General features: G+C 36.1%; 22 protein-coding genes. All 22 read right to left on the bottom strand.

Annotation, left to right across the window (positions count from 1 at the left end; translation table 11 throughout):
• Positions 1-2: 2 nt before the first annotated feature.
• A complete protein-coding gene (locus ACIFQN_RS27590) occupies positions 3-383 on the bottom strand; it encodes a hypothetical protein (RefSeq protein ID WP_429836250.1) in 381 nt (126 codons plus the stop codon).
• Between the two features lie 164 nt (positions 384-547).
• The gene (locus ACIFQN_RS27585) at positions 548-970 is read right to left on the bottom strand and encodes a hypothetical protein (protein WP_429836249.1); all 423 of its coding nucleotides are present in this window, start codon (positions 968-970) and stop codon (positions 548-550) included.
• Complete coding sequence (locus ACIFQN_RS27580; RefSeq protein ID WP_429836248.1) at positions 945-1,445, bottom strand: hypothetical protein; 501 nt, start codon at positions 1,443-1,445, stop codon at positions 945-947. The genes ACIFQN_RS27585 and ACIFQN_RS27580 overlap by 26 nt, the downstream gene beginning before the upstream one ends.
• An 81-nt stretch (positions 1,446-1,526) precedes the next feature.
• Positions 1,527-2,279 carry a hypothetical protein gene (locus ACIFQN_RS27575; RefSeq protein WP_429836247.1) on the bottom strand — a complete coding sequence of 251 codons (753 nt, stop codon included), beginning with the start codon at positions 2,277-2,279 and terminating at the stop codon, positions 1,527-1,529.
• 64 nt (positions 2,280-2,343) lie between these two features.
• Positions 2,344-3,057: a hypothetical protein gene (locus ACIFQN_RS27570; RefSeq protein WP_429836246.1), complete on the bottom strand. Its 714-nt coding sequence runs from the start codon at positions 3,055-3,057 to the stop codon at positions 2,344-2,346.
• A gap of 9 nt (positions 3,058-3,066) precedes the next feature.
• Complete coding sequence (locus ACIFQN_RS27565; RefSeq protein ID WP_429836245.1) at positions 3,067-3,540, bottom strand: hypothetical protein; 474 nt, start codon at positions 3,538-3,540, stop codon at positions 3,067-3,069.
• 11 nt (positions 3,541-3,551) lie between these two features.
• Positions 3,552-4,064, bottom strand: a complete 513-nt coding sequence (locus tag ACIFQN_RS27560; RefSeq protein ID WP_429836244.1) for a hypothetical protein — start codon at positions 4,062-4,064, stop codon at positions 3,552-3,554.
• An 11-nt stretch (positions 4,065-4,075) separates the two neighbouring features.
• Positions 4,076-5,266, bottom strand: a complete 1,191-nt coding sequence (locus ACIFQN_RS27555; RefSeq protein ID WP_429836243.1) for an Ig-like domain-containing protein — start codon at positions 5,264-5,266, stop codon at positions 4,076-4,078.
• 9 nt (positions 5,267-5,275) lie between these two features.
• Positions 5,276-5,767 carry a hypothetical protein gene (locus tag ACIFQN_RS27550; RefSeq protein ID WP_429836242.1) on the bottom strand — a complete coding sequence of 164 codons (492 nt, stop codon included), beginning with the start codon at positions 5,765-5,767 and terminating at the stop codon, positions 5,276-5,278.
• 18 nt (positions 5,768-5,785) lie between these two features.
• The gene (locus ACIFQN_RS27545) at positions 5,786-6,448 is read right to left on the bottom strand and encodes a hypothetical protein (protein ID WP_429836241.1); all 663 of its coding nucleotides are present in this window, start codon (positions 6,446-6,448) and stop codon (positions 5,786-5,788) included.
• Between the two features lie 56 nt (positions 6,449-6,504).
• Positions 6,505-7,494, bottom strand: a complete 990-nt coding sequence (locus ACIFQN_RS27540; RefSeq protein WP_429836240.1) for a hypothetical protein — start codon at positions 7,492-7,494, stop codon at positions 6,505-6,507.
• Positions 7,495-7,520: 26 nt separating this feature from the next.
• Positions 7,521-7,973, bottom strand: coding sequence for a hypothetical protein (locus ACIFQN_RS27535; RefSeq protein ID WP_429836239.1), 453 nt, complete (start codon positions 7,971-7,973; stop codon positions 7,521-7,523).
• 21 nt (positions 7,974-7,994) lie between these two features.
• On the bottom strand, positions 7,995-9,386 hold the full coding sequence (locus ACIFQN_RS27530) for a hypothetical protein (protein WP_429836238.1): 1,392 nt from the start codon (positions 9,384-9,386) through the stop codon (positions 7,995-7,997).
• Positions 9,387-9,401: 15 nt separating this feature from the next.
• The gene (locus ACIFQN_RS27525) at positions 9,402-9,557 is read right to left on the bottom strand and encodes a hypothetical protein (protein ID WP_429836237.1); all 156 of its coding nucleotides are present in this window, start codon (positions 9,555-9,557) and stop codon (positions 9,402-9,404) included.
• The gene (locus ACIFQN_RS27520; protein ID WP_429836236.1) at positions 9,554-11,143 is read right to left on the bottom strand and encodes a hypothetical protein; all 1,590 of its coding nucleotides are present in this window, start codon (positions 11,141-11,143) and stop codon (positions 9,554-9,556) included. The genes ACIFQN_RS27525 and ACIFQN_RS27520 overlap by 4 nt, the downstream gene beginning before the upstream one ends.
• A 17-nt stretch (positions 11,144-11,160) precedes the next feature.
• Entirely contained in the window at positions 11,161-12,996 is a 1,836-nt protein-coding gene (locus ACIFQN_RS27515; protein WP_429836235.1) for a terminase, read from the bottom strand.
• The gene (locus ACIFQN_RS27510; protein ID WP_429836234.1) at positions 12,993-14,096 is read right to left on the bottom strand and encodes a hypothetical protein; all 1,104 of its coding nucleotides are present in this window, start codon (positions 14,094-14,096) and stop codon (positions 12,993-12,995) included. The genes ACIFQN_RS27515 and ACIFQN_RS27510 overlap by 4 nt, the downstream gene beginning before the upstream one ends.
• A 155-nt stretch (positions 14,097-14,251) precedes the next feature.
• Positions 14,252-14,575 carry a hypothetical protein gene (locus tag ACIFQN_RS27505; protein WP_429836233.1) on the bottom strand — a complete coding sequence of 108 codons (324 nt, stop codon included), beginning with the start codon at positions 14,573-14,575 and terminating at the stop codon, positions 14,252-14,254.
• Positions 14,576-14,617: 42 nt separating this feature from the next.
• Positions 14,618-15,430, bottom strand: coding sequence for a hypothetical protein (locus ACIFQN_RS27500; RefSeq protein WP_429836232.1), 813 nt, complete (start codon positions 15,428-15,430; stop codon positions 14,618-14,620).
• An 11-nt stretch (positions 15,431-15,441) separates the two neighbouring features.
• A complete protein-coding gene (locus ACIFQN_RS27495; RefSeq protein WP_429836231.1) occupies positions 15,442-15,657 on the bottom strand; it encodes a YonK family protein in 216 nt (71 codons plus the stop codon).
• A 1,375-nt stretch (positions 15,658-17,032) separates the two neighbouring features.
• A complete protein-coding gene (locus tag ACIFQN_RS27490; protein WP_429836230.1) occupies positions 17,033-17,890 on the bottom strand; it encodes a hypothetical protein in 858 nt (285 codons plus the stop codon).
• A complete protein-coding gene (locus ACIFQN_RS27485; RefSeq protein ID WP_429836229.1) occupies positions 17,871-20,645 on the bottom strand; it encodes a hypothetical protein in 2,775 nt (924 codons plus the stop codon). Before ACIFQN_RS27485 ends, ACIFQN_RS27490 begins: the two co-directional genes overlap by 20 nt.
• Between the last annotated feature and the right edge of the window lie 21 nt (positions 20,646-20,666).

The following is a 20,666-nucleotide window of genomic DNA, read 5'->3' as shown; positions in this document are numbered from 1 at the left end:
TACTACTCTACTCCTAAGATCTTTCCAGCTTCAAGTTTATCTCTTACAAAATCCTCTACTGTCTCTTTAATACCTTCCTTACCAAGAATCGAATATGTCTCATTAATCAAATCAAGGGACATAGCCATTCCACCAATAGTTGCATATAAAGCTCTTTCTTCTTTGTTTAGATCGTTCAGTATAGCTGTATATTTATCATCATACGCTTTCAAATTCTTCTTATCTTCTTCTGTATAAGTTTCTATAGCAACAACACGTTCATTCATTAAATTATAGTACTTCAAAGAATCATCGTATAATTCCTTACGAATTGTAGACTCACTACTACATCCCACAAGAAGTATTAAACAGCAAATAAGTATAAGTGCAAATTGTCTAATCATATGAAGTACCTCGCACCAGTTTTACCACAATTATACAACAAAATTTACTCAATATTCCACTCAATATATAAACAGATGAATCTAAACATAGAATCATGCTCTAAAAACTGCCAACAGACAGTTGGATATTCTATTGGCACTGTTAAGCACATGATCCTATGCTCCTACTTCACACTCAAGCCCTTAGCTTGTAGGCTTTGCCTCAGCTTATTTACATGTTCACCTGTACTCTGTAATTCCTTTACCGTATTCTCAACGAATGGCCTTGGTCTTTCATAGCCTAACCCATAACCTGAATACAAATATCCCTGTCCTGTCTCCACTGTGTGTGGTATGTAGTTTCCTGTAACCTCATCAGTTCTTGTAGGTACAACTGAAACACCATTCGATGTTTCTCTTATATCAATGTCCCTTTTTAATCCACCAGTTCTCTCATAAATTGATGGTACGTATACGGAGTACACATCAGATTCTACATGAGACTGCATTTTGGATTTAACAAGTGGGGCAATTTCGTCTTTCAAGGATTGTTTCGACTGAGTATTTACATACTTAGCTAGATCATTCAAGTTCTTGAATGTTACCATCAGAAGGATTCTCCTCCAATGATCGTTTAAACTTAACTTCCTCAATTACTCTTTCCATGTCTTTTGTCCATCGACCAATAATATTGTTAATGCTATCCATCGATTTTTGTAGTTCGCTTGGTTCGAAGGCTTGCACAATGGGTTGTAAATACTCGTTATCCTCAATAATGTTGTACATCTCAATGTAATCATTAAATGTTTTAGCGCCCTTGATTTCAATTGAGGTAAAGTACTTAATAATCAAGCAAAGAGCAACAGCAGTAATTTCACCACCATCTGCCTTTTCTTTTTTCTTGATTACGTCTTGAAACAGTTTCAACAGCTCGGTATTCAAATCATTTTGTACAGATGGTCGAAATGCCATGTCTACATCTACTTTAGTCCCATCATGAAATACTACTTGCTTCTTTTCTTTGTATTTTTCAGCATCTTGTTTCTTCAGGTGAGAAAGAGAAAGATTTTTTACATTTGACATTATATAATTCCTCCCAGAATTTTATTTGATTGTTAAAGAAATGGGTAGAGGTTTGATCCCCTACCCACATACTTATCCTTTTTAGGCTGCAATTGGAATTCGAACGATTTGACCAACGATAGTGCTGTCAGATGGCTTAAGAATTTTGAGATCGAACTGTTGGGCCTGTGCGCTTCTTTCAGAGGATGTCTGAATAGAGAAGTTGCCAGCAGGTACAGCAGAAGGGAACTGATATTGGATCTTATTAAGTGGTTTTTCATCCCCTGAAATCTCAATTGTTTCAAGGATCAATTTAACCCCTTTAGCAAAAACAGAACTATCGATATTGATTGTCTGAGTGGTTGCAGCAGTTGCATATGTAAAGGTACGGACTTCCACTTTATCAGAAGCATTGACTCCAGTTTTCGTAATGGTAATTACTTTCTCGTCCAATGTGAAATCAGTTGTTTTAGTAAGTTTTACGCCATTCTTGTCAAAGAGAACAACACTATCAATGCTTGTTGGCTCCTCTTTCAGTGTAATTTCCTTTGCGCCAGCATTGTCCATGACTGTATACCATTCAGGCATAGCATAAGCAGTTCCAGCTCCAGTAATTACAGTTTGACCAAGTTGTTTAGCCATCCACTCAAACTTAAATTCTGCATCTGTCAATGACACATTAATGTCTCGAGAAACGTGCAATAATCCCAATAGAGCATTACCCTTACCACCACGAATTTCATTTTCAGAAACAGAAACTTCAAGATTACCTGATTGGAGGGTAGTTGTTGCGATTGTGTCTCCTGTATCTACATCAATTAAAATAGCATCAAAAACGTCTGCTACGAAAGCCATAATATAATCACCTTTTCTTTTGTATTTTTATAAATTAAAAAAGCAGCTATTTATGGCTACTTTTCTATTTCATTGCATTATTTAGATCATTTAATTTACCTGAGCTAACAAATAGATCGTCGTATGGATTGTTGTACATGTTAACCTCTTCAGCAAAATTCTCAATCTTTACATCTTTACTTCCTACAGTAAGAGCTGTTTGTATAGAAGTGTCATAAGCCTTGAATTTATTGATTCGAAGAAAGTCAGCATACAGTTGGTAATATGTCTGTTCAGCAAGAGTGTCATATGAGGCGCCTTTAAAAACTGAAACTGTCGAAAGCATTTCCTCAGCACCAATTTTTGCAGCGTTCTTTGATTTAGCCTTCATGACCTTTTCTGCCCACTGCTGAACTAATGGATTGTCATATACTTTTTGCTCAAACAAGATGTTTTGCTTCATAATGACTGTTCTAATTAGATCATAGTTTGAACTTGAAATAGCTTTGTCTTCCTCTATAACAAACCCGTAATGGGTATCAGTTGAATCAAAGTACACCTGTTTTCTAAGCACTAATGAAAAGAGATTCTCCAGATTAGAGGTAATTTTGTTATCACCAGTTCCAAACACTATTAAATCCAACAATGGATATTCATCCATGCCTTTAAAGTGCGCTTTAGAGTAGTAAAGAGGATAAGAACACTCTTGGAAACTATCATATTCCTTTATTAAGACAGGATGAATCTCTCCAACCCCTTCAACATACTGTGGTAATCCTAAGATATGATTTAACTTCACATGCGCCACCTAATTTGCATTAACCATTTTATAACTAACCTGATATCCAGAAAAATTCTCATTAGCCCAAATGAAATTCGCTCTTTCGAATTTCAATTTTTTAAGGCCAACAATCCTTTTCTCATTAAAGATATTATCTATCTTAGACATGATTAAAAACGGCCTTAAGGCACCATTCGTTCTCCAAAGATCGTTATGAACAAGAATAGTAAACTTTAACAGACCTTCTTTGATATTGTTTACATCTCCAAGAGTAAAAGAATCAAAAATTACATTGAGATTGCTAGTAGCTGTAGCAATTACATCTGGAACTCTGGGATAGGGATGAATTTTATTAAATAAAAGTTCAGAAGTATCTTCAATATCTGGCTCTGATAAGGGGTCATATGAAGGATACTGCAATAACTTACACAGCTCTTGAGAATCCATCAATTCTAACAAGACATTGTTCAAATTTTCGCTTAGGAATTCAAAGTTAGCCATTGAACCACCTGCTAACTAACAATAAAGTTATGAACTAATTCATAACGAATAAAGCCATCTGAGTTAGTGTCCCGACTCATGTCCAAAGTATTGACAATCTTCATTGCTTGATCTAGTGTCACAGGAGTAGTAGCGTGAACTTCTTGACCTGTGCTATCACGAGCAATAAGTGTGTAGTTATCTCCATCTAACTTGAGGTTCCCCAATTCATAAGTGACATCTACATTCTTAAGCACATTCATTGCCTCAGCCTTAGTCGCATGAAGGGTCTTACTGAATGCGAGCTTAATCTTATTGTCCGTCCCAACCGCAAACGCATAATCCGAACCTGTTAGTGCTACGTCAAGATCTGCATCAACAATTTCTGTAGCTGTAATACCATTGAATTGCAGGTGACCATCAATCCCACTGCTATTTTGACGAGAGTAGGGGAGTGGTTTGAAAATTAGATAGTTGTTGTTAGTTCCACTTGAAATGAAACTCTCGACAGAGAGTTTATCCAAGGAGATGATTGCCTGACCCACATTCAACACTCCTATATTAGTGATTTAATTTTAATTTCTTTACTTCCCGTTATAAATCCATTTTGATTTGCTGCATGTAGAAGAAGCTTACCAGTTGTTTTGCCAGCAGTAACTACACAGGAATTATCTGTGGTTGTTTTAATTGAGGCAAGCGTAGTAGGGGTGCCATCTAACGATGTTAATGTAAAAGTGGCCTTATCATGTATTGGAGTCCCATTGCTATAAAAAATGACCTGATATTCTTGAGATTGATTTATCTTGATCTCTGAACTGCCTAAGATATCAAGTGTGTAGTTATAGACTCTTTTTTCGGTTACTTGTAGTGTGATGTTTGATATCGCACCATTACACTCGACATTGATAACCACTTCACCAACAGATATCGGGGTGATTAATCCATTCACGTCAACTGTGGCAATTGATTCATTTGATGACGAAAAGAGCAGGATGGGGGAATCAACAGTTGACTCATTATTTGTAACACGAATTGTCAATTGTAAACTGTCATCGAGGGAAAGACTGCTACTACTACCATTTAGAATATGAACTTTGTAGTTAGCAACTTTTCCATAATACTCCGCAATCCGTAATTCAACGTTATCAAGAGTGTCATGAAATTGATCTTCCTCAAGTGTTAACTCAAGTAGTCCCTCAACTAGTCCATCATAGCCAATCACCTTCCAGCAGCGCTCATCAAAAATGAAACGTCTGTCTTTCTTAATTAGCTTTGTGTCTTTATTGGACTGGACTAAAATGACACGTCTTTCTTTGGACAGTATCATAAATCTATCGTCCTGAAGTGGATATGCAGACGAATTAAACTTTCGAGTAAACGGAGCCTCTTTAATCTCACCTTCAGAATTTAGCCATTTCAAAGAGGACTCGCATTTCTTCATGTTACAATTAGAGTGAAGTTCCTCATTCGGCTCTTTTTCTACAACCAGCCAATAAGAAGTATTCCATTCGATTAAGCTACCCATATTGATAAGTTCATCAGGCTTAGAAAGAACCTTTTTCATTTTCTCCTTAGACGAACTCATAATGAAAACTTCTCTATCTTGTCCGTCAATTTGTACAGAAATTGGTAGTGGATTGTCTTCAAAATCCAATAACATGCTTTTCTTTGTGTTATAGACTTCTACTTCTTTTTTCGTAGTAGTCTTATACATGTTGTTTATTTTTCGAAAATAGGAGATATCCATTGTCCACTCCTATTCAGAAGAATACTGGGCATAATTAATCTGCTTTAGTTTCCCAGTAATTCTGTCTCTTGAGCAGTATTGTGCTATTAATCGATCATTCTCTTTAGTAATTACATCAAACATATCCATGAAAGTCTTTCTTTCATTAGCAGGAGAAAAGACATTTAGATCCTTTGGTGAAAAGCGAACTTGGAATGCCTTCAATTTTGATTGATCTTTCTCAAAATACTTCTCTCTCATGATATTAGCCAATAGGTCTATTTCGTTGTTGGTTAAATCAACATTGAACACTTCTAAATCCGCATCGTAATCAGTAAAGTCAATGTCTGGAGTACCATTCATTGTTAATCTTGATACAGCCTCCTGAAGATACCCTTTAACTCTTAATTTCGCTATTTCCACTGCTTCATCAGGTTCAATGTTGTTGTACGAGAAGAAATCTGCATCCTTTTCAATCTTTCGAAAGAATACATCATAGACAGAAGACCATGCCGTTGACATAGAACATGCTCTCCCTTCTTATTCTTTAACCTCTTGACTCTCTTGGCTCTGTTCTACATTTTTTCCTTTTGAGGTTTTCGAAGATTCCTTTTGCGCTTTTAATTCTGCCATCAACTCTTCACGAATTTTTGCTGCCAGTTCTTCTTTAATTTTAGTAAGCTGATCTTCATCGATGCTTTTATTTTCCTGTGGTACTTGCAAAATGATATTGGATACACGCGTGTTTTGATAGATCTCATAGTAACGTGCCAAAATCACTTCTTTCGCTTTCTGAGATACGTCATATATTCTTGAATTCTCAAGCATGACAAGCATACCCCTGAATCGTTCAATCATAGATGGTGTATTTGTCTTAATTACTTTTTGCAGTGCATCGACAGATGGACGTAAAATAGTCTCTCGGATTTGCTGATCAGATAGGATTTCTTCCCAATCGCGTATTCCCAATAGTTCATAGATTTCTTTTTCTAGCTCTGTATCAAAGCGCAAGATCCCTTCTTTGAATACATTTGATTGGGTATTAATCCCTTTTACCTCTGCAACTGTCAACTGAATTGCGTAAGGGACGTCATCTCTGGTGGCCTCAAGTAAAATTCCAGACGGTTTTAAATAAGTTGAAATAGCCACTTGATTATCTGTCACATTATAGATATTAATTACTGTACTGTCTGTAATAGACATTAACATTTCCTCCCAAGGATTGGATTAGGGCATGAAATCTTCATGCCCCCGTTCAATTAAGACATTACAATCTTAGCGATTTTGTCTAATTTAGTGATTGCAACGCCATACTCAAAGCCCGTAATTTTCAGATCAACTTTTTCACGATTATTATCGAATGTTTGATATACTCGAATCTGTCCCCGCATATCTAGTGTGCCAATTTTACCTGCAATACCAAAAATGCGCTTGTCAGGAAGCAGTTGCTGGTTATCTCCTGTACGTTTTGCTCCAGAAATGTGACCAATTCTAACCCCATTATAGAAATCTGCGAGACCATAACGGTTATACTTACCCTTCATTTCATCGTTCATGAAACTTGTGCGACCTGACATATTCATAATCGCCTGAGCATACTTGCTCAAGGACACGCTAAATGGATTCTCCCCACGATCAATCAGATATAAAGCCAATGCATCCATTGCGACTTGAGTTGGATTAGTCCCACCTGCCACAATCAATTGCTCTCCACCAGCAGCAGCTACATCCACGTCATTGAAAACGTCAAAGAACATTTTATTCTTGAGTGCTTCCTCACTGAAAACGGTAAGGTTAGCAATTGTTTTATAGCCATTTCTACGAAGATCTGCGTATGATACTGCTGTTTCTACTTGTCGATGCTTAAATCTCGGCTTTGTAACAGTAATGTCAACATATGACTTATCTACATTACCACCTTTCGCAGACTCATAAGCAATCAGTGTATTTTTCGGTGTTTCTGTAACTTGAGAGTCGTCAAATTCGCCAATGTTACCACGATCAAACATTGAATCCAACAGTTCATCAGGAGCATCATAGATTTCAGGAGTCACAACTTTTACAATGTAGCTGGAAAGTTCTAAATTTGGATCATGGCCTTTCTCTCCAATATTTTTAGCCCAAGCATCAATCACTGACGACATTTCTTTTTCTTCGGCATCCAAAACCTTTTTATATTCAACCTTGGAAGCCCATTCAGCAATCTTGCCCTTTTCATTCATGAGACTAGAAATTTCAGTATGTAGCATGTATTATTTCCTCCATTTGTGTGAGATTAAAGTACTTCAATTACTGCAAGGGTGTGACCATTGTCATTAATGGTTCCGCAATACTTAAATTTAGTTACATCTGTACTTTTCTTAAGTTTTCCTTGATTGACGCCAGAAGTGATTTCAACCTCAAGATGATCACCCTCAACAAGTCCATCTGGTACATATTCACTAGTCCCATAGCGCTCGCCATGTAGTGGTGTTTCAAGTACAACAGATTCTCCTGCTTGAATCTTCTCAAGGCGTGAATCGTAATCAGATAACTCACCTTCTGCACTCATAATGCCAACAGGATAATTATCCTTATTAATGAAGTAAAGTCCCTCTTGAGATGTAGGTAGAACTGCTGTTTTCGTTACATGATTCTTCTGAACGAGTCGACCACGAGTAACTTCACTTGCTGCCTTGAACATGGCATCTGCATTTTTATGGGGAATGGTTTGCAAACTTCTAAGCATATTTTTATGCCTCCTATAATTTTAGTTATTATTTAAAAACGATGACATTACTACTTTATAGTCGATTAAATCCATATCAGTATTAATGTTAGTCTTTACATTATTCTTGTTCTGTTTTTCAGAAGTCACCACTGTTGGTGAATTCTCTTCTAATCTCTTGATGAAACGTTCAGCAATTACAGCTTTAATGCCTTTTTCATCAAGTGCTTCAATCATTGACTTGATCTCTTCAGATGTATCAAGCTCTTGCTTTGAAATTAATCCACCTTTCATAGCAATTTCTTTTAAATCTTCCATCTTTTCAGCATGCTTCTGGTCTCTTTCGGCTTGCTCTAAAGATTCAACCCTTTCTTTATAGGGGGTTAATTCGTCAACTTGCGCCTGCAAATCTTTTACTTTTTCACTTGCAGAGACAAGAGCCTCATCTTTTTCACTGAGGATTTTAGAAAACTCTTGATCATCAACCAGCTTCTTTTCAGCTAAAATATTACTCAGTTTAGTTACAGTGCCTTCACCAACTGAAATTACATCTTCATTAACGGAATAGGTAAATACCATATACTCGTCTTCAGAAGTGCGATCAATATCATAAGCAAGTACCTTATGTTCTTCAGGATAGATTTCCCATACTGAATAGTACGGATTACTGTTCCAACCTTTTGGGTTCAGCGCTTCGTATACCTTTTGATGCAAATCTCTTGTAGTAAGTGCTGAAGTGTCCGTTTGACTCTTTGGCATTTTTGCTTCATCCTCCCTTTCTGCTTTTTTAATATCATTTGCTAATGCTTCTGCCAGCTCTGTATCAACCTCTTCTACAGACGCAACTTGTAAAATCCCACTGGAATCATAGGCAGGATCTACATTCTCACCAAGCAAAGCATGTCCGATGAACACGCCTTTGTCGATTACCTTTATTTGTTTGTTGTTTATAGTCTCATAGTGACTCTCGATAACTTGAATTTCCCATGAGGTTTTTATCCCTTTTTTAGAGTCAATTCTTCGTTTGATTACATCATGTGCTTGTGAGAATCTCTTCCAAATTTTCGCACTTGCAACTATGTATTCATGTTCATCCATCGTCTCGATTGATGAGGAATAAAAACTTCCAAAGGCTGAAGTATCAAATTCAATATCTGTATATTCATTGCCATCGTCATCTACTTTTTTTACAAGCTTTACATTGTGTCCAGAAAAATCTTGAGTTCCATTGCTCTTTGTAATGACTTTTCCAACTAAGGGCTTTATCTGTAAAGTATCAATCCAAGTGTCAATTGTGTCTCGATTTAACATAACATCATTTTTGTTTGGGCAGAAATCACAAATGATGAATTTGGCATCAAGGGTATCGTTATTGTCTGATTCACTAATGATTAAGTTATGAGTGCTAATAATTTTGATAATCTCTTTGTTCAATATATCACCACCTTTCTAACCAAATTCAATGTTATGTTCCAATAGCAATTCTTTAATATTGGATTCTGAAGTTTCAAAAGAACTATTAACAGTGATACTCTTTACTTGATCAGATTCAATGATGAGTGACATTTCCTCACCGCAGCAAGGGCAATTAATTAGCGACTTCATTCAGAACCTCTCCTGTCTTGGTCTTGAAGCTGTTTGTCAGGATTGTTGTTATCAACAGGCCTACCTTGTGAATTCCCTGAGTTTGTATAAGAGGTTAATCTAGGCGTAAATACCTCATCCAGTCCCTCATTATTTTCCTGTGCCCGTTTCTGTTTCTCATCTTCCAAGTCAACACCCAAAATACTAAATACAGTAGAATAACTCGCATTCATTTTACTAAATAGAATTTCTGCCAGTTTGAACTTTATCTCGCTCTCTAGCTGCTCACTGTCAATAACTTTAATCGTTGGATAGAATTCAATTGGGATATTGTTTTCTTGGAGAACAACTTTGTACCATTTCTCTAGAATATCTTCCAGTTGTTCAGAGATTTTATTGATTGTTTTCATGAGTTCTCGAATAGATATGTTTGCAACTGTAAAGGTCTGCTTTGAGTCCTGATTTAAGAATCCAATTCCTAGTGCAGTCATAATTTTACTTCTATAGTAGTTAACATTGTTGATATTAATGTTCTCAACTTTAGGCTCGATGTACTTGATATCTTCTACATATGGAGCACCCGTATACATAACTGTTTCATTTCTCCATGCCCTCATAAGAGAATCATGAGCATACGCCATTTGCTCAAAGCCTTGTTTGGAGAAGTCTGCCCCTAAGATTTCTTTATGCAGCTTCTGAAAAATGATTTTCTTACCTTTGGCCTTGGCATTTACCCTGTCTGTTTTTTCGAACGTGTTGAGCATCATGGAAGACTCAAAAGTCCGAAAGATTGGTGTTACCCCATACTTGCGTCCCATGTTGTTCACTCTTAGTATGCCTGAGTGCTTAACATCAAGTTTCGCGTATGGTTCCTTACTGGTATAGGCTTCGTACACTTCAGGTGGGTAAGTATTTTTAATTTCTTCTGCTGTATCATTAAAGAACAGGCTCTTACCTTTTTTAGTTTTCTTGTTTATCTTTTGTAATCTGCCCTTTAACTCATTTATGTTCATTAATAGGCAAGGTTCACCATCAATTTCATAATCACTAACTTCTACTACGCCTAAAGGATGATGATCTACAACATAACTTCCTTCGTTGTTTTTTCTTAAGTACATTGGATAGTTACCTTCAGAATAAGCTAGAGGTATTGACTTCCTCAATAAACTTCTTATATTAATTTGTTTATTAAAATCGTTAATAATTCCCTTAGCTTTTTCTAATTGCTTCTGCTTGTTGCGATTACCTGAAAAATCCCTATAAGATAGTTTAATATCAGTATTTATGTTACTCTCAATGGTTTCATATACTTTACCAATTAAGTCATCCTTATTGATAAAATAACGAGCATAAGCGTTTATCTTTTTTACCTTTTCTAAGTTCCCTTGTGGGTTATCTGCAAGGTCGTCAATTGTGTCATTCGATATAGGTGTTCTACCCAATGATGATTCAGTTAGATATGATGAGTATTGGTGATAGTTATTATTAAATTTGGAAAATGCTTGCTCAAGCCATTGCTGCGACTGTTCTTGTGAAGTAAGAACAATGGTGTCCTCATCAGCCTTTGAAGCGATGACTACTTTAAAATTTTCGTTTTCATTTGACAATTTCTCACCTCCCAATCTTAAAAACTCACTGATGAAACGAATGTAGGAGCACTAGTCCAATCGATTTCGTCTTCTTTCTTGTTAGTAATTCCTTCTCGCCTTAACTCATATAAAAAATGACCTAGCATTAATAGGGTGTAAAATCTATCATCCCCGATTTTGCTTTCCTTGTCCTTTGGTAAATCATAACTAACATTGCCATTTGAAGACTTAAATCTATGTATAGCTACAGTTTCTTCTTTCATATAGTCTATATTAGTTAAAGCAATTTCCTCTTCTATTGTTAATTGTTTCTCTTTGATGCTTCTCTCTTTTTCATTATCAATGATCAAATTGATAAAACCTTTGTTGTCATATTCTTTTGTAAACTTGATCAAGTCTAAGTCCAATAACTCTTTGAGTTCTTCAACCATTTGTTTTTTATACTTCTTCGGTGAGATTAATTTAAGTTTATTTACTGCATTAGGGTACTTGTGTGCGTAGTCTTTATACTCATCATGCCCTAGATCAATCAAACCTTTATGTCTTATTCCGTTGCTATCAACCCACTCATCTAAAAGGTTATCTGCAAAGGCACTTATCCCACCGCCACCTGCACCACTGTCAAATAACACTCCCATGATATTCTGATAATCGGGAGCTTTGCCATTATAATTTAGAAGCATGTTTTTGAAGTATTTTATCTGATCGGGGGTTTTCATAGGCGTTCGTTTTTTCTTCTCAACATCTACCATGCTTACAACATTTACAATTTCACCTATCCAGCCCACATGTGGATCTTGAAAGATTTTCATCGCAGAACAAATTGAATTGTCATAGCTGCGTGCAGGGTCAAATGCTAAAATAAATTTGTCTTTATTTGTAGCATTAAATAACTCAGGTAATTGGTTTGTAGAGTTTCTAACCAATACGCCACGCTTGAATACCTGTGTGTCACCACCATCGGTAGTAAATCGGTTGTAATATTCACGATTTGCTTTTTCTCGATTACCCTTCATTGCGTTTTCTACTTGTTCTTTTTTCAATAGGGGAGGGTGAACCTCTCCATCCATTAAAGGGCTCAATGGTATGTCACAAGGGATATCCGCAACGAAGTATCGAGTGTCTCCTAAGAACATTTTCTTAGAGAACTCTTTATATCTTTTAAAGAAAATCGTGTCAATATCGCTTGCAGAGGAAGCATATATCAATTGAGTGGGGTTCTTTTTCCGCTGGGTGTCAAGGTTGAACCCTTCGTCAGTAGATGTAGCAAAGTTACTATCTTGTGTTGCAAAAGCTTCACTGATGAGAACAATCTCGTCACTGGAGAAGCCAGCCTCATCAAAGAAAACAAGGGTCGCGCGCTTTGATCTGTTGTTGTCAGGATTGCCATTTAGAGTAAAAATTTCACTGCCATTATAGGACATGGTATGAAAACTTGCGGGGTTGTGTGTAAAACCATCCTGATTAGCAGGGCTGGTGACAACTTCAGTTCTAAAGATGTCTTTTAGAGACTTAGTAGATTCAATTCGCTGTTTGGCGATTTTTTCGATCTTCATAAATGTCTCTTGAGATTGAGATCCTACACTTGAAATAATGTATATCTGCTGATTCTCGAAGAGTAAAAACTTAAGAATCATAAAAATAGCGCCAAGAAAGCTTTTACCAAAGTTACGTGAGCAGCACCACAAAACGTAAGGCTTAGTCCACGACTCTTGAAGTATGTATTTTTGTGCATCCAATAATTTTATTCCCAATATCTGTTCACAGGCAATTACTGGATTTCTACGCCAGAACTTAATAATTTTCGAGTTCTTCTCGTATAAGTCAATTTTTCGCTGAGACAATATATCTTTTGAACGGCTTTTTTTCATTGACTCTCACTACCGTTCTTTTTCAATTCGAGAATTTGCTCATTTGCGAGACGCAATTTCTCTTCAAGTTCCATAATTTTATCTTGATAGTTTAAAAGCAAGTCACGCTGTTCTTTTAACATGTCTTCCAAGTCTTTTTCATCAAAGTTCAACTGTGAAAGAATGCTCTTGTTACTTATGTCTGCTGTAACCTGCATTCCATAAGCCTTTTTCATATCGTAATAATCTTCTTCGGCATTCTCAAAGCCAAGTTCACGTAGATCTTTCATTAGGTACCCTAAAGTACTGCGACCAGCCTTCTTATCGCCACGATGTTTAATGGCAATGGCATTTTCCTTGGAGAGTTTGTCATTGCTTTCGATAATTTGCTTTTTGACTGAAGTTAATTGCTTAATCTCTCCACTGTTACTGAGAAATGCTTTCTCGTCCGAACTTAAGTTATTAATAAGTAGATCAATTTTACGTATTTGATTATTGTTATTCAGTATTTGAATGATGATTGATATTTTGTACTGATCCTCCAATGTCTCTTCATCGAGGTAAGGGATTAATTCAGCATACAGAAACTTACGGTCAAATTTTGAGTATCCTGAAAATGGGTCGTACCCAAGTAAACGAATACAATCTTTCTGCGATTGAATATCCTCTAGGGAAAGTTCAATTCTTTGATTATCATATTCTGTTGAATCCTCATCAGAGCTTTCTTCAAAAATAGTCTTCAGTGTACTCGTAGAGCAATCAAAGATACTATCTTTCCAAGTCAATTCATTGTAATTTAGTTGTACATTTTTCATATACAATCCAAAAATATCTTTATCTTTATTCTTGACTACTGTTGAATCCCACAGTTCTGAAATAAAGGGTCGGTTCATTTGTAGAAGTAATTCTTTAACCTTATTAACATGTTCTGTATACTCATCTTTAAAATCAGGTAGTCCATTTTTCAAACAAACTTTACATGTTGGATACCTACCATCTGAGTGCTGGTCTGATAGTGATTTATAAAAATTCGTATCAATTCTTTTATCACCATTGCATTTAGTACACAGTTTTTTTTCATGTATAATTCTATTTCTTGTATTTTTCTTTACCCTAATCATCAATTCACCTCCATAAAAAATGTAGTGGAGAAATGAAGGGGAGGACTCCACTTTTCAGATTTCTCCTATCCCCACCAAAGCAGCAAAAACCGCTTATAGAAAATCACATCGTTAATTTGATGTGATACTTTAAAGAGGTTTTTAAGTCGAGGATATTACAATAAAATTTTATAAGTGCAGATTTGACCTGTTTCATCAAAGATGAGCATCTTTTGTGCAGGTTTGCTTACCTTGCGAATATCCCTAGCGTATTCATCAGTTCCCGATAGAGATGGGTTTACAATAACATCAATGCCATTAAATTCTTTTTCCCAATTGTGGTGGTAATGTCCCATACAAACGACAACGGGGAATAGTTTGAGCATGACAGTGAGATTCTGAGCTACCTCAGATACTCTATCCTTATGTCCGTGAACGGCCAAAACAGTGTGACCTGCAACATCCGCAACAATCATTTCATCATCATATGTATTGTTCATTACTTCCAAGTTGGGAATGTGAGCAGTCCTTGCTTGCACGAACTATGGGACGATATCAGCAAAGCTTTCTTTTGAGATCGCATCATGTTTATTGGCTGTTACTCGATCATGATTTCCACGAACACTGTAAAACTTTACTTCCTCAAACTCACTTGAGAATTTAGCAAGCACTTCACTCATAACTTCAGATACCACTTTAACCTGCGAAATAATGTCTTCTGTATTTTGAACTCGAACTGAAACATGAAGGATGCCACTTACAATATCACCTAAATTAAAAACATGGAGCTTTTTTACTCCATGCAATTTGCCATATTCAATCGTCTTATGTACTAATACCTTAACACGCTCATGAAAGATATTTGGATTAAATTTATTGAAATAGTTGTCAGATACAATGCCATAATGCCAATCAGAGAAGAGTGCGACAGCTTCCTTGTCACCAATAGATTGATATGGTCTATTCCAATTGAGGGGCTTTAGTTGAGCTATTTCCTGCACAGCTCTAATGAGTTCTTCTTTTAAATGCTCAAAACGTGCATCATTACGAATCAGGTTTCGATATTCGCGCTTTTGGTCTTGAACTTTGAATTTTGTCTTTTCATATTGAATAATTTTATCCTCAATTTCTGTACCTTGTGAATCAACCGTCTTTAACTCTTTCTTTTCACTTTTAAAAAGTCTCTTACGATATTTCCTAAAGTAGTCATCACTTTTTCGATCATCAGCATGATCGAACCATAATTGGGCAATAGCATTCCAAGACAAATTGTAGGCTTCTTTGTTAAGGACGAGGCGGTCTTTATATTGCTCAAGACTTTCGTTTAACTGTCGAAGGTGTAGGGAGATATTCATTCAATCACCTCTTACTCTTGTTCATCTTCGTCTTCTTGCTCATCAACAAGAAATTCGGAGTCGTCACTATCAATGGAAATTGAGAACTTCACCTTGTAACCATCGTATTTCCGCAATACTTTTCGCAGATCAAATGTCTTAATTCCATCCTTTTTTTCCTCTGCGATCTTCATTGTATCCATTTCGAAATTGCCAGTTACTGCAAAGCTGCTATTGTTCTTAGCCATAAATACGAAACCTCCCTTTATACAGATTATTTTTATATATTATTCTGTTAACATCTTATTCATTTGACGCTCCCATGGACTTTGGACAACACCATATGTATCTACACTAAGCTCATCTTTATGTACAGTGATTGCTTGATAAGACAAATCCTCAATTACTTTCGGTGAATCTTCAACTAGTGACATATTACTCATACCTTTCAATGTAAAAAAGGGAATGATGATTAAATCACCAATCCCCAATGAAGTGAATCAATTTGCCCAATCGGGTCTCATGTACAAATTTTAAAGGACTTCAAGTTTTAATTGTAGCCCTCCCTATCCTTGCGAGTAATTTCTCACTCGCTGACCTTCACAATTAATGTGGGTCGTGCAATGTTCAGTAATCCCTGACATGATCTTTGAATTGTAAATAGACGATCCTATCAACAGACAGGACATATTTGTTCAGTAGTTCAATTATACTTCTTCGTTCGAGCTTCACGCCCAGTTCTATGAATATCAGGGAAGCACCATTCAAGCGCTCCCTCATCTAATCAATTCATCCCTACCAGCGTACCAGCAAGGACACATCTAATGTGACTCCCTTTAAAGGGGAATGGTCGCAAAGAACATAGTTATGCTTAAGTGTTTAACAATGCTCAATAAATGAGCCATGCCTTACGGCTTGATAGATATCTAGTTGGCAATTAAGCCAGAGGTATTAATAGACATTCTTATGTTGTAGAATGTTCTAGAAATGATTCAAGGTGGGGCGACAATCCCACATCTCTTAGCAATTACGCTTTTTTAAGACCCGTCTCACAATCGACATCATGATATCTCATGACCGTTAGTTATTAATACAACGGGTGCGATAGCTGCCTGTTCTATCCTCTTAAATCATTCTAATATTTGACCCATGTCAATTCCTGCATAATTGTCAGCAGTCTATAATTGGTTTGACGACTGCCTTAATGAAATTGATAAGTGGATTGCTAAATCGCTGCCTACCAACTTTCAATAGGCTCAATTCATTCGATAAGACCCCACTTTTGTGTGTAGGACTTATCAGTAAATCTTATTCTTTATTGCAGACGCTTCTTACTAAAACATGCAAAAGGCGTTTCTATAAAACCACCTTCAAATACAAGTGAGCAATATTCTCTTGTGGGATTCTCTGTTGCTCTCAGGGAACTTCATCGACATGATGAACGAACTGCCCACTGTCTATCAAACTTGAACCCTGCGATAGACCATGCATCTAGTGAGTGGTGAATATCACCACACATAGTTAACTGTGGGCATCTCACCCCACATTGCCTCACTGTTGAGTATTTTTTGTCTTACTACTCATATAAGATGAATATAAAAATATACGATAAACATATATCTATCAAGGGTTTTCTTCACTTTCTCGAACCGTTACCTTTTTATTTTTATATCTCATAACTCTTTTTCTGGTCTTTTGTAATTCGTTTTCCCTCTTACAAGCATCGCAATATTTATGAGTGCTAGACCTCTTTTCAAAAAGAACATTGCACCCACTACAATTCTTTATCATCTTACTGCCTCTGTACTGATCATATGTATAAGCGAAGTTCCTGAAGTCTATAATAGTAATAGCAATTTCTGAATCGTTATCATTGTCAGCATATAGTAGCTTTACCAATCTTGAATTACCATACTCTTCATTGGGCTGTACGTGTCCTGTTTGTTTCATTTCATTAATCAAACATTTATTTTTATATGAGTATGAAAGAAACGACTCTTTAAAAACATCACTGTTGCAATAGATACTATATACACCATCAAGATAATCTGATTTTGCTTTTGCGATTTTACTAAGTACAAGCATTACATAAGCAAGTCTCTCCAATTCATGATTGCTTAACATTGAAATTTTATATAACTCATTTTTCGTGATACTTATGCTTTCTATCCCATATAATTTAAATACTTTACCACCCTTTTCCAACTTTTTCTTTTGACTGGTCAAACTGTTTACATACTTAGTAACTACCTTTTCAAGTTCATCCATTTCATACTTTTTATTCACTCCTCCTTTCTCTTGTGTTTTCAGGTAATGTTTGCAGGCATATTTAAAGACTTCATTATGTATTTCTTTTTTCTTTAATCCCTTGATGGCGTAATACTTTGCTAGTATTCTCAGTGAGTTGTAGGTTTTTGGATCAACATATCTTTCATTCAATATTCTATTTATGTATTTCACTTCATTCAGAATTTGATCCATCCAATCCCTCCTTGAATTTGTATCTTATAATTTTGAATCTCTTACCATTGTACTCAACATCTCCTGTTTCATCTTGTACAGGGATGTTAATTGAATTACCACTTACCTTCAGTAAATTTTTGATTATCTGTTCTCCGCACACATCCCATACAAGTTGCTTTGATTTCTCTGAGTTCTTTTTCGAGTAGCATACATCTAAAAGCATGTCTGTTAGTACAACTTCATTGTTGCAAATATCTAAGGCTCTTCTTTTAAACCCTTCAACAAACAATCTGCTATCTTCAATCGATTCTTCTTCGTCAATATTATCATGTTTGCTAATCTTCATATGTTCTTGCATCAGCTTGTTATGTTCATTATATAGACCTTGTAGCTGCTTAAACTGGCTTTGATTGTACGAGTTTCCTGATTTCATCATTGTATAATCAAACTTGTCCTTCTTGTTACTTCGTTTTTTCCTACCAAAAGCAGATTCCACTTTCCAGCAAATACGATTCATTGTTGATGGGGCTAGCGAAACAGGCATATATTTGTAATAATTTGTTACAAAGTTTTCTTCTACTTCACTTCTGTCTTCCTTCTTTAGCATTTCATGGAGTTTAACTCCATAGTTGAAAATACAATTATCCTCATGTTTTCTCACATAGTCTCTATATGTATTTGCTGTTTCAGTATACCGATAGATAAAGAAGTATGGCTGCTTATCTGCCAAAATTCTTAGGTTGAACAATTTCTGTTGAATTACTTCTTCTGAGTCGTCTTCATTGATCTGGTTAGCCTTTAACTTATACCACTCTTTAGGGAATGGCTTCCATTTAGCCCCTTTAGTTTTATCAATTGCATTTTGCTGATAGTGCTGCACACACATGATTCTTTTCAAAACCTCTACATGTTCTAGTGAGCCAATTTTGAACTTTGCCAATACGTTATAAAGGGAAGTACCACGATTTGTTACCTTTCCGATATCATCACCAAATGATAACTTATTAGCTTCTATGTAATCATCTTCTGTTGGAATCTTAGGATCTACTTTACCTTGCTCACACATGATTGGCTTCAATTCCTTGATAACTCGTAACAGTACAGGGTTGTCAGTAGTGAGGTTTGCGTCACCATCATAATCCTGACCATTTTGAGCATGACATGTCGTATCAAAAGCATTGAAGATATTGACTGTAGGCATGTATTGATACCAATATCTCAGTTCATCAGAATCCTGTAGATTTAAGATACGAATATTGTTTGCAACTGACATAGGCGCTCTGAAACACGCAACTTTAGATACTCCCCTATCACTCCAATATCTTGAGTAGTGTTCACCTGCTTCCAGAATGCCTGTTACTGGAAGATTGAAGATGGACTGGCACAATGCATAAGGGTCGCCAGATGCTGTGGCAAAGTTAGCTCGGACGGATATGTCACCTTTCTTTAGATCATTAATCCTTTTCCCGATTAGACTTTTGATTTTACTTTTTACAAAGGGGTCGTTCATCAATCTTGGTTCTATCATTAGAGCATCTGAATAGTCGTAATTCTTTATTTCATAGTTTCTTGCTTTTAATGTATCTCCCTTTAGGTAGATCAATGCTTTTCTATAGTCGTTACTCAATACGTCTTTGATGTTATTGATAGTTGGGTTAACCAACTCTTCGATATCCGAATCTGACATTTCGAGTGCTTGTACGAATTGATAATTCAAATCTCTTTCGTTCTCAAGTTTCTCAGGTGTAAATTTCGTAATACTGAATGTGTGTCCATTCTTTTTGCATGATTCTAAGTAATGCTCAATGCTATCATATGCTTTCCACAATTTCACCATGGAGGCGGTTAGAATAAGTTTGACTTTCCTAATGTCTTTAAGTTCTTTTCCCCATACATCTGGAACGAAATAAGTTTTCTCATGTTTACTTACGGCCTCATTTGCAAAAGCATGAAAATCGAACTGAAAAACCATACCTTTACAAGTAGAATTCCTTATGCAAGCACCACTATTAACACCCCACTTTTGAGCTAGTTCTGGACAAATTAGTCCAAAACCATCTGAAGCGTTGTTCTCAATTGGATAATCCTTAACTTCTATAACAGTTGGATATTCTTTGCCTTCTTCATCAAAGATCCGAATTACATCTTCTTTAAAGTTGGTTATACAATCTGGAACAACTAATACTTCATGCGGTTCTAAATGTCCCACGGATATGGACGAACTAGAGACTAATGATTTATATGCCTCGTCTTTCGCAGGGACAATTTTAAAATTAGGATCTCTGTCATTTAATATCCGTCTATTTAGTTCTACATAGACCTTTTCATTGGCGTAGAATATAGTTTCTTTCTTTACTCCCCCAGCAGTACCAAATAATCTAATATACTTATCCCCGTTAATCTTAAAGCCTTTACTATTATTGAGTCTATCAAAGTCGCTTGTTTTACTCATTTTTATCATGACTACATCAATCACATGCAATTTGGTTCGCAAGTCATTGTTTAACTTGCGCATCTCTGTAATATTGTCTTTGGTTGCAACCTGATGCTTTAACTCATTGATTTTATCTTCTAGCTCGACGATCCCCTGTTTAAATTCCTGTTCATCTACGTTGTTAATCTTACGTAATATTCTAATTAGGTTACTCTCAGCTAACCCAACGACTTCTCCAGACTTCTTTAATTGTTCATGGTCGATATCAAGACTCCATTTGTTTTTTCTGATACGTTCGGAATTGATTTTATAAATAGTGTATGATTTTCCTTGTTTCAAACAATCATTCTCCTTTTGTAT

This window comes from Brevibacillus sp. NRS-1366 (genome assembly GCF_050467985.1).
Note: the sequence above shows the minus strand (reverse complement) of the source record. Positions and strands in the feature narration are given on the sequence as shown.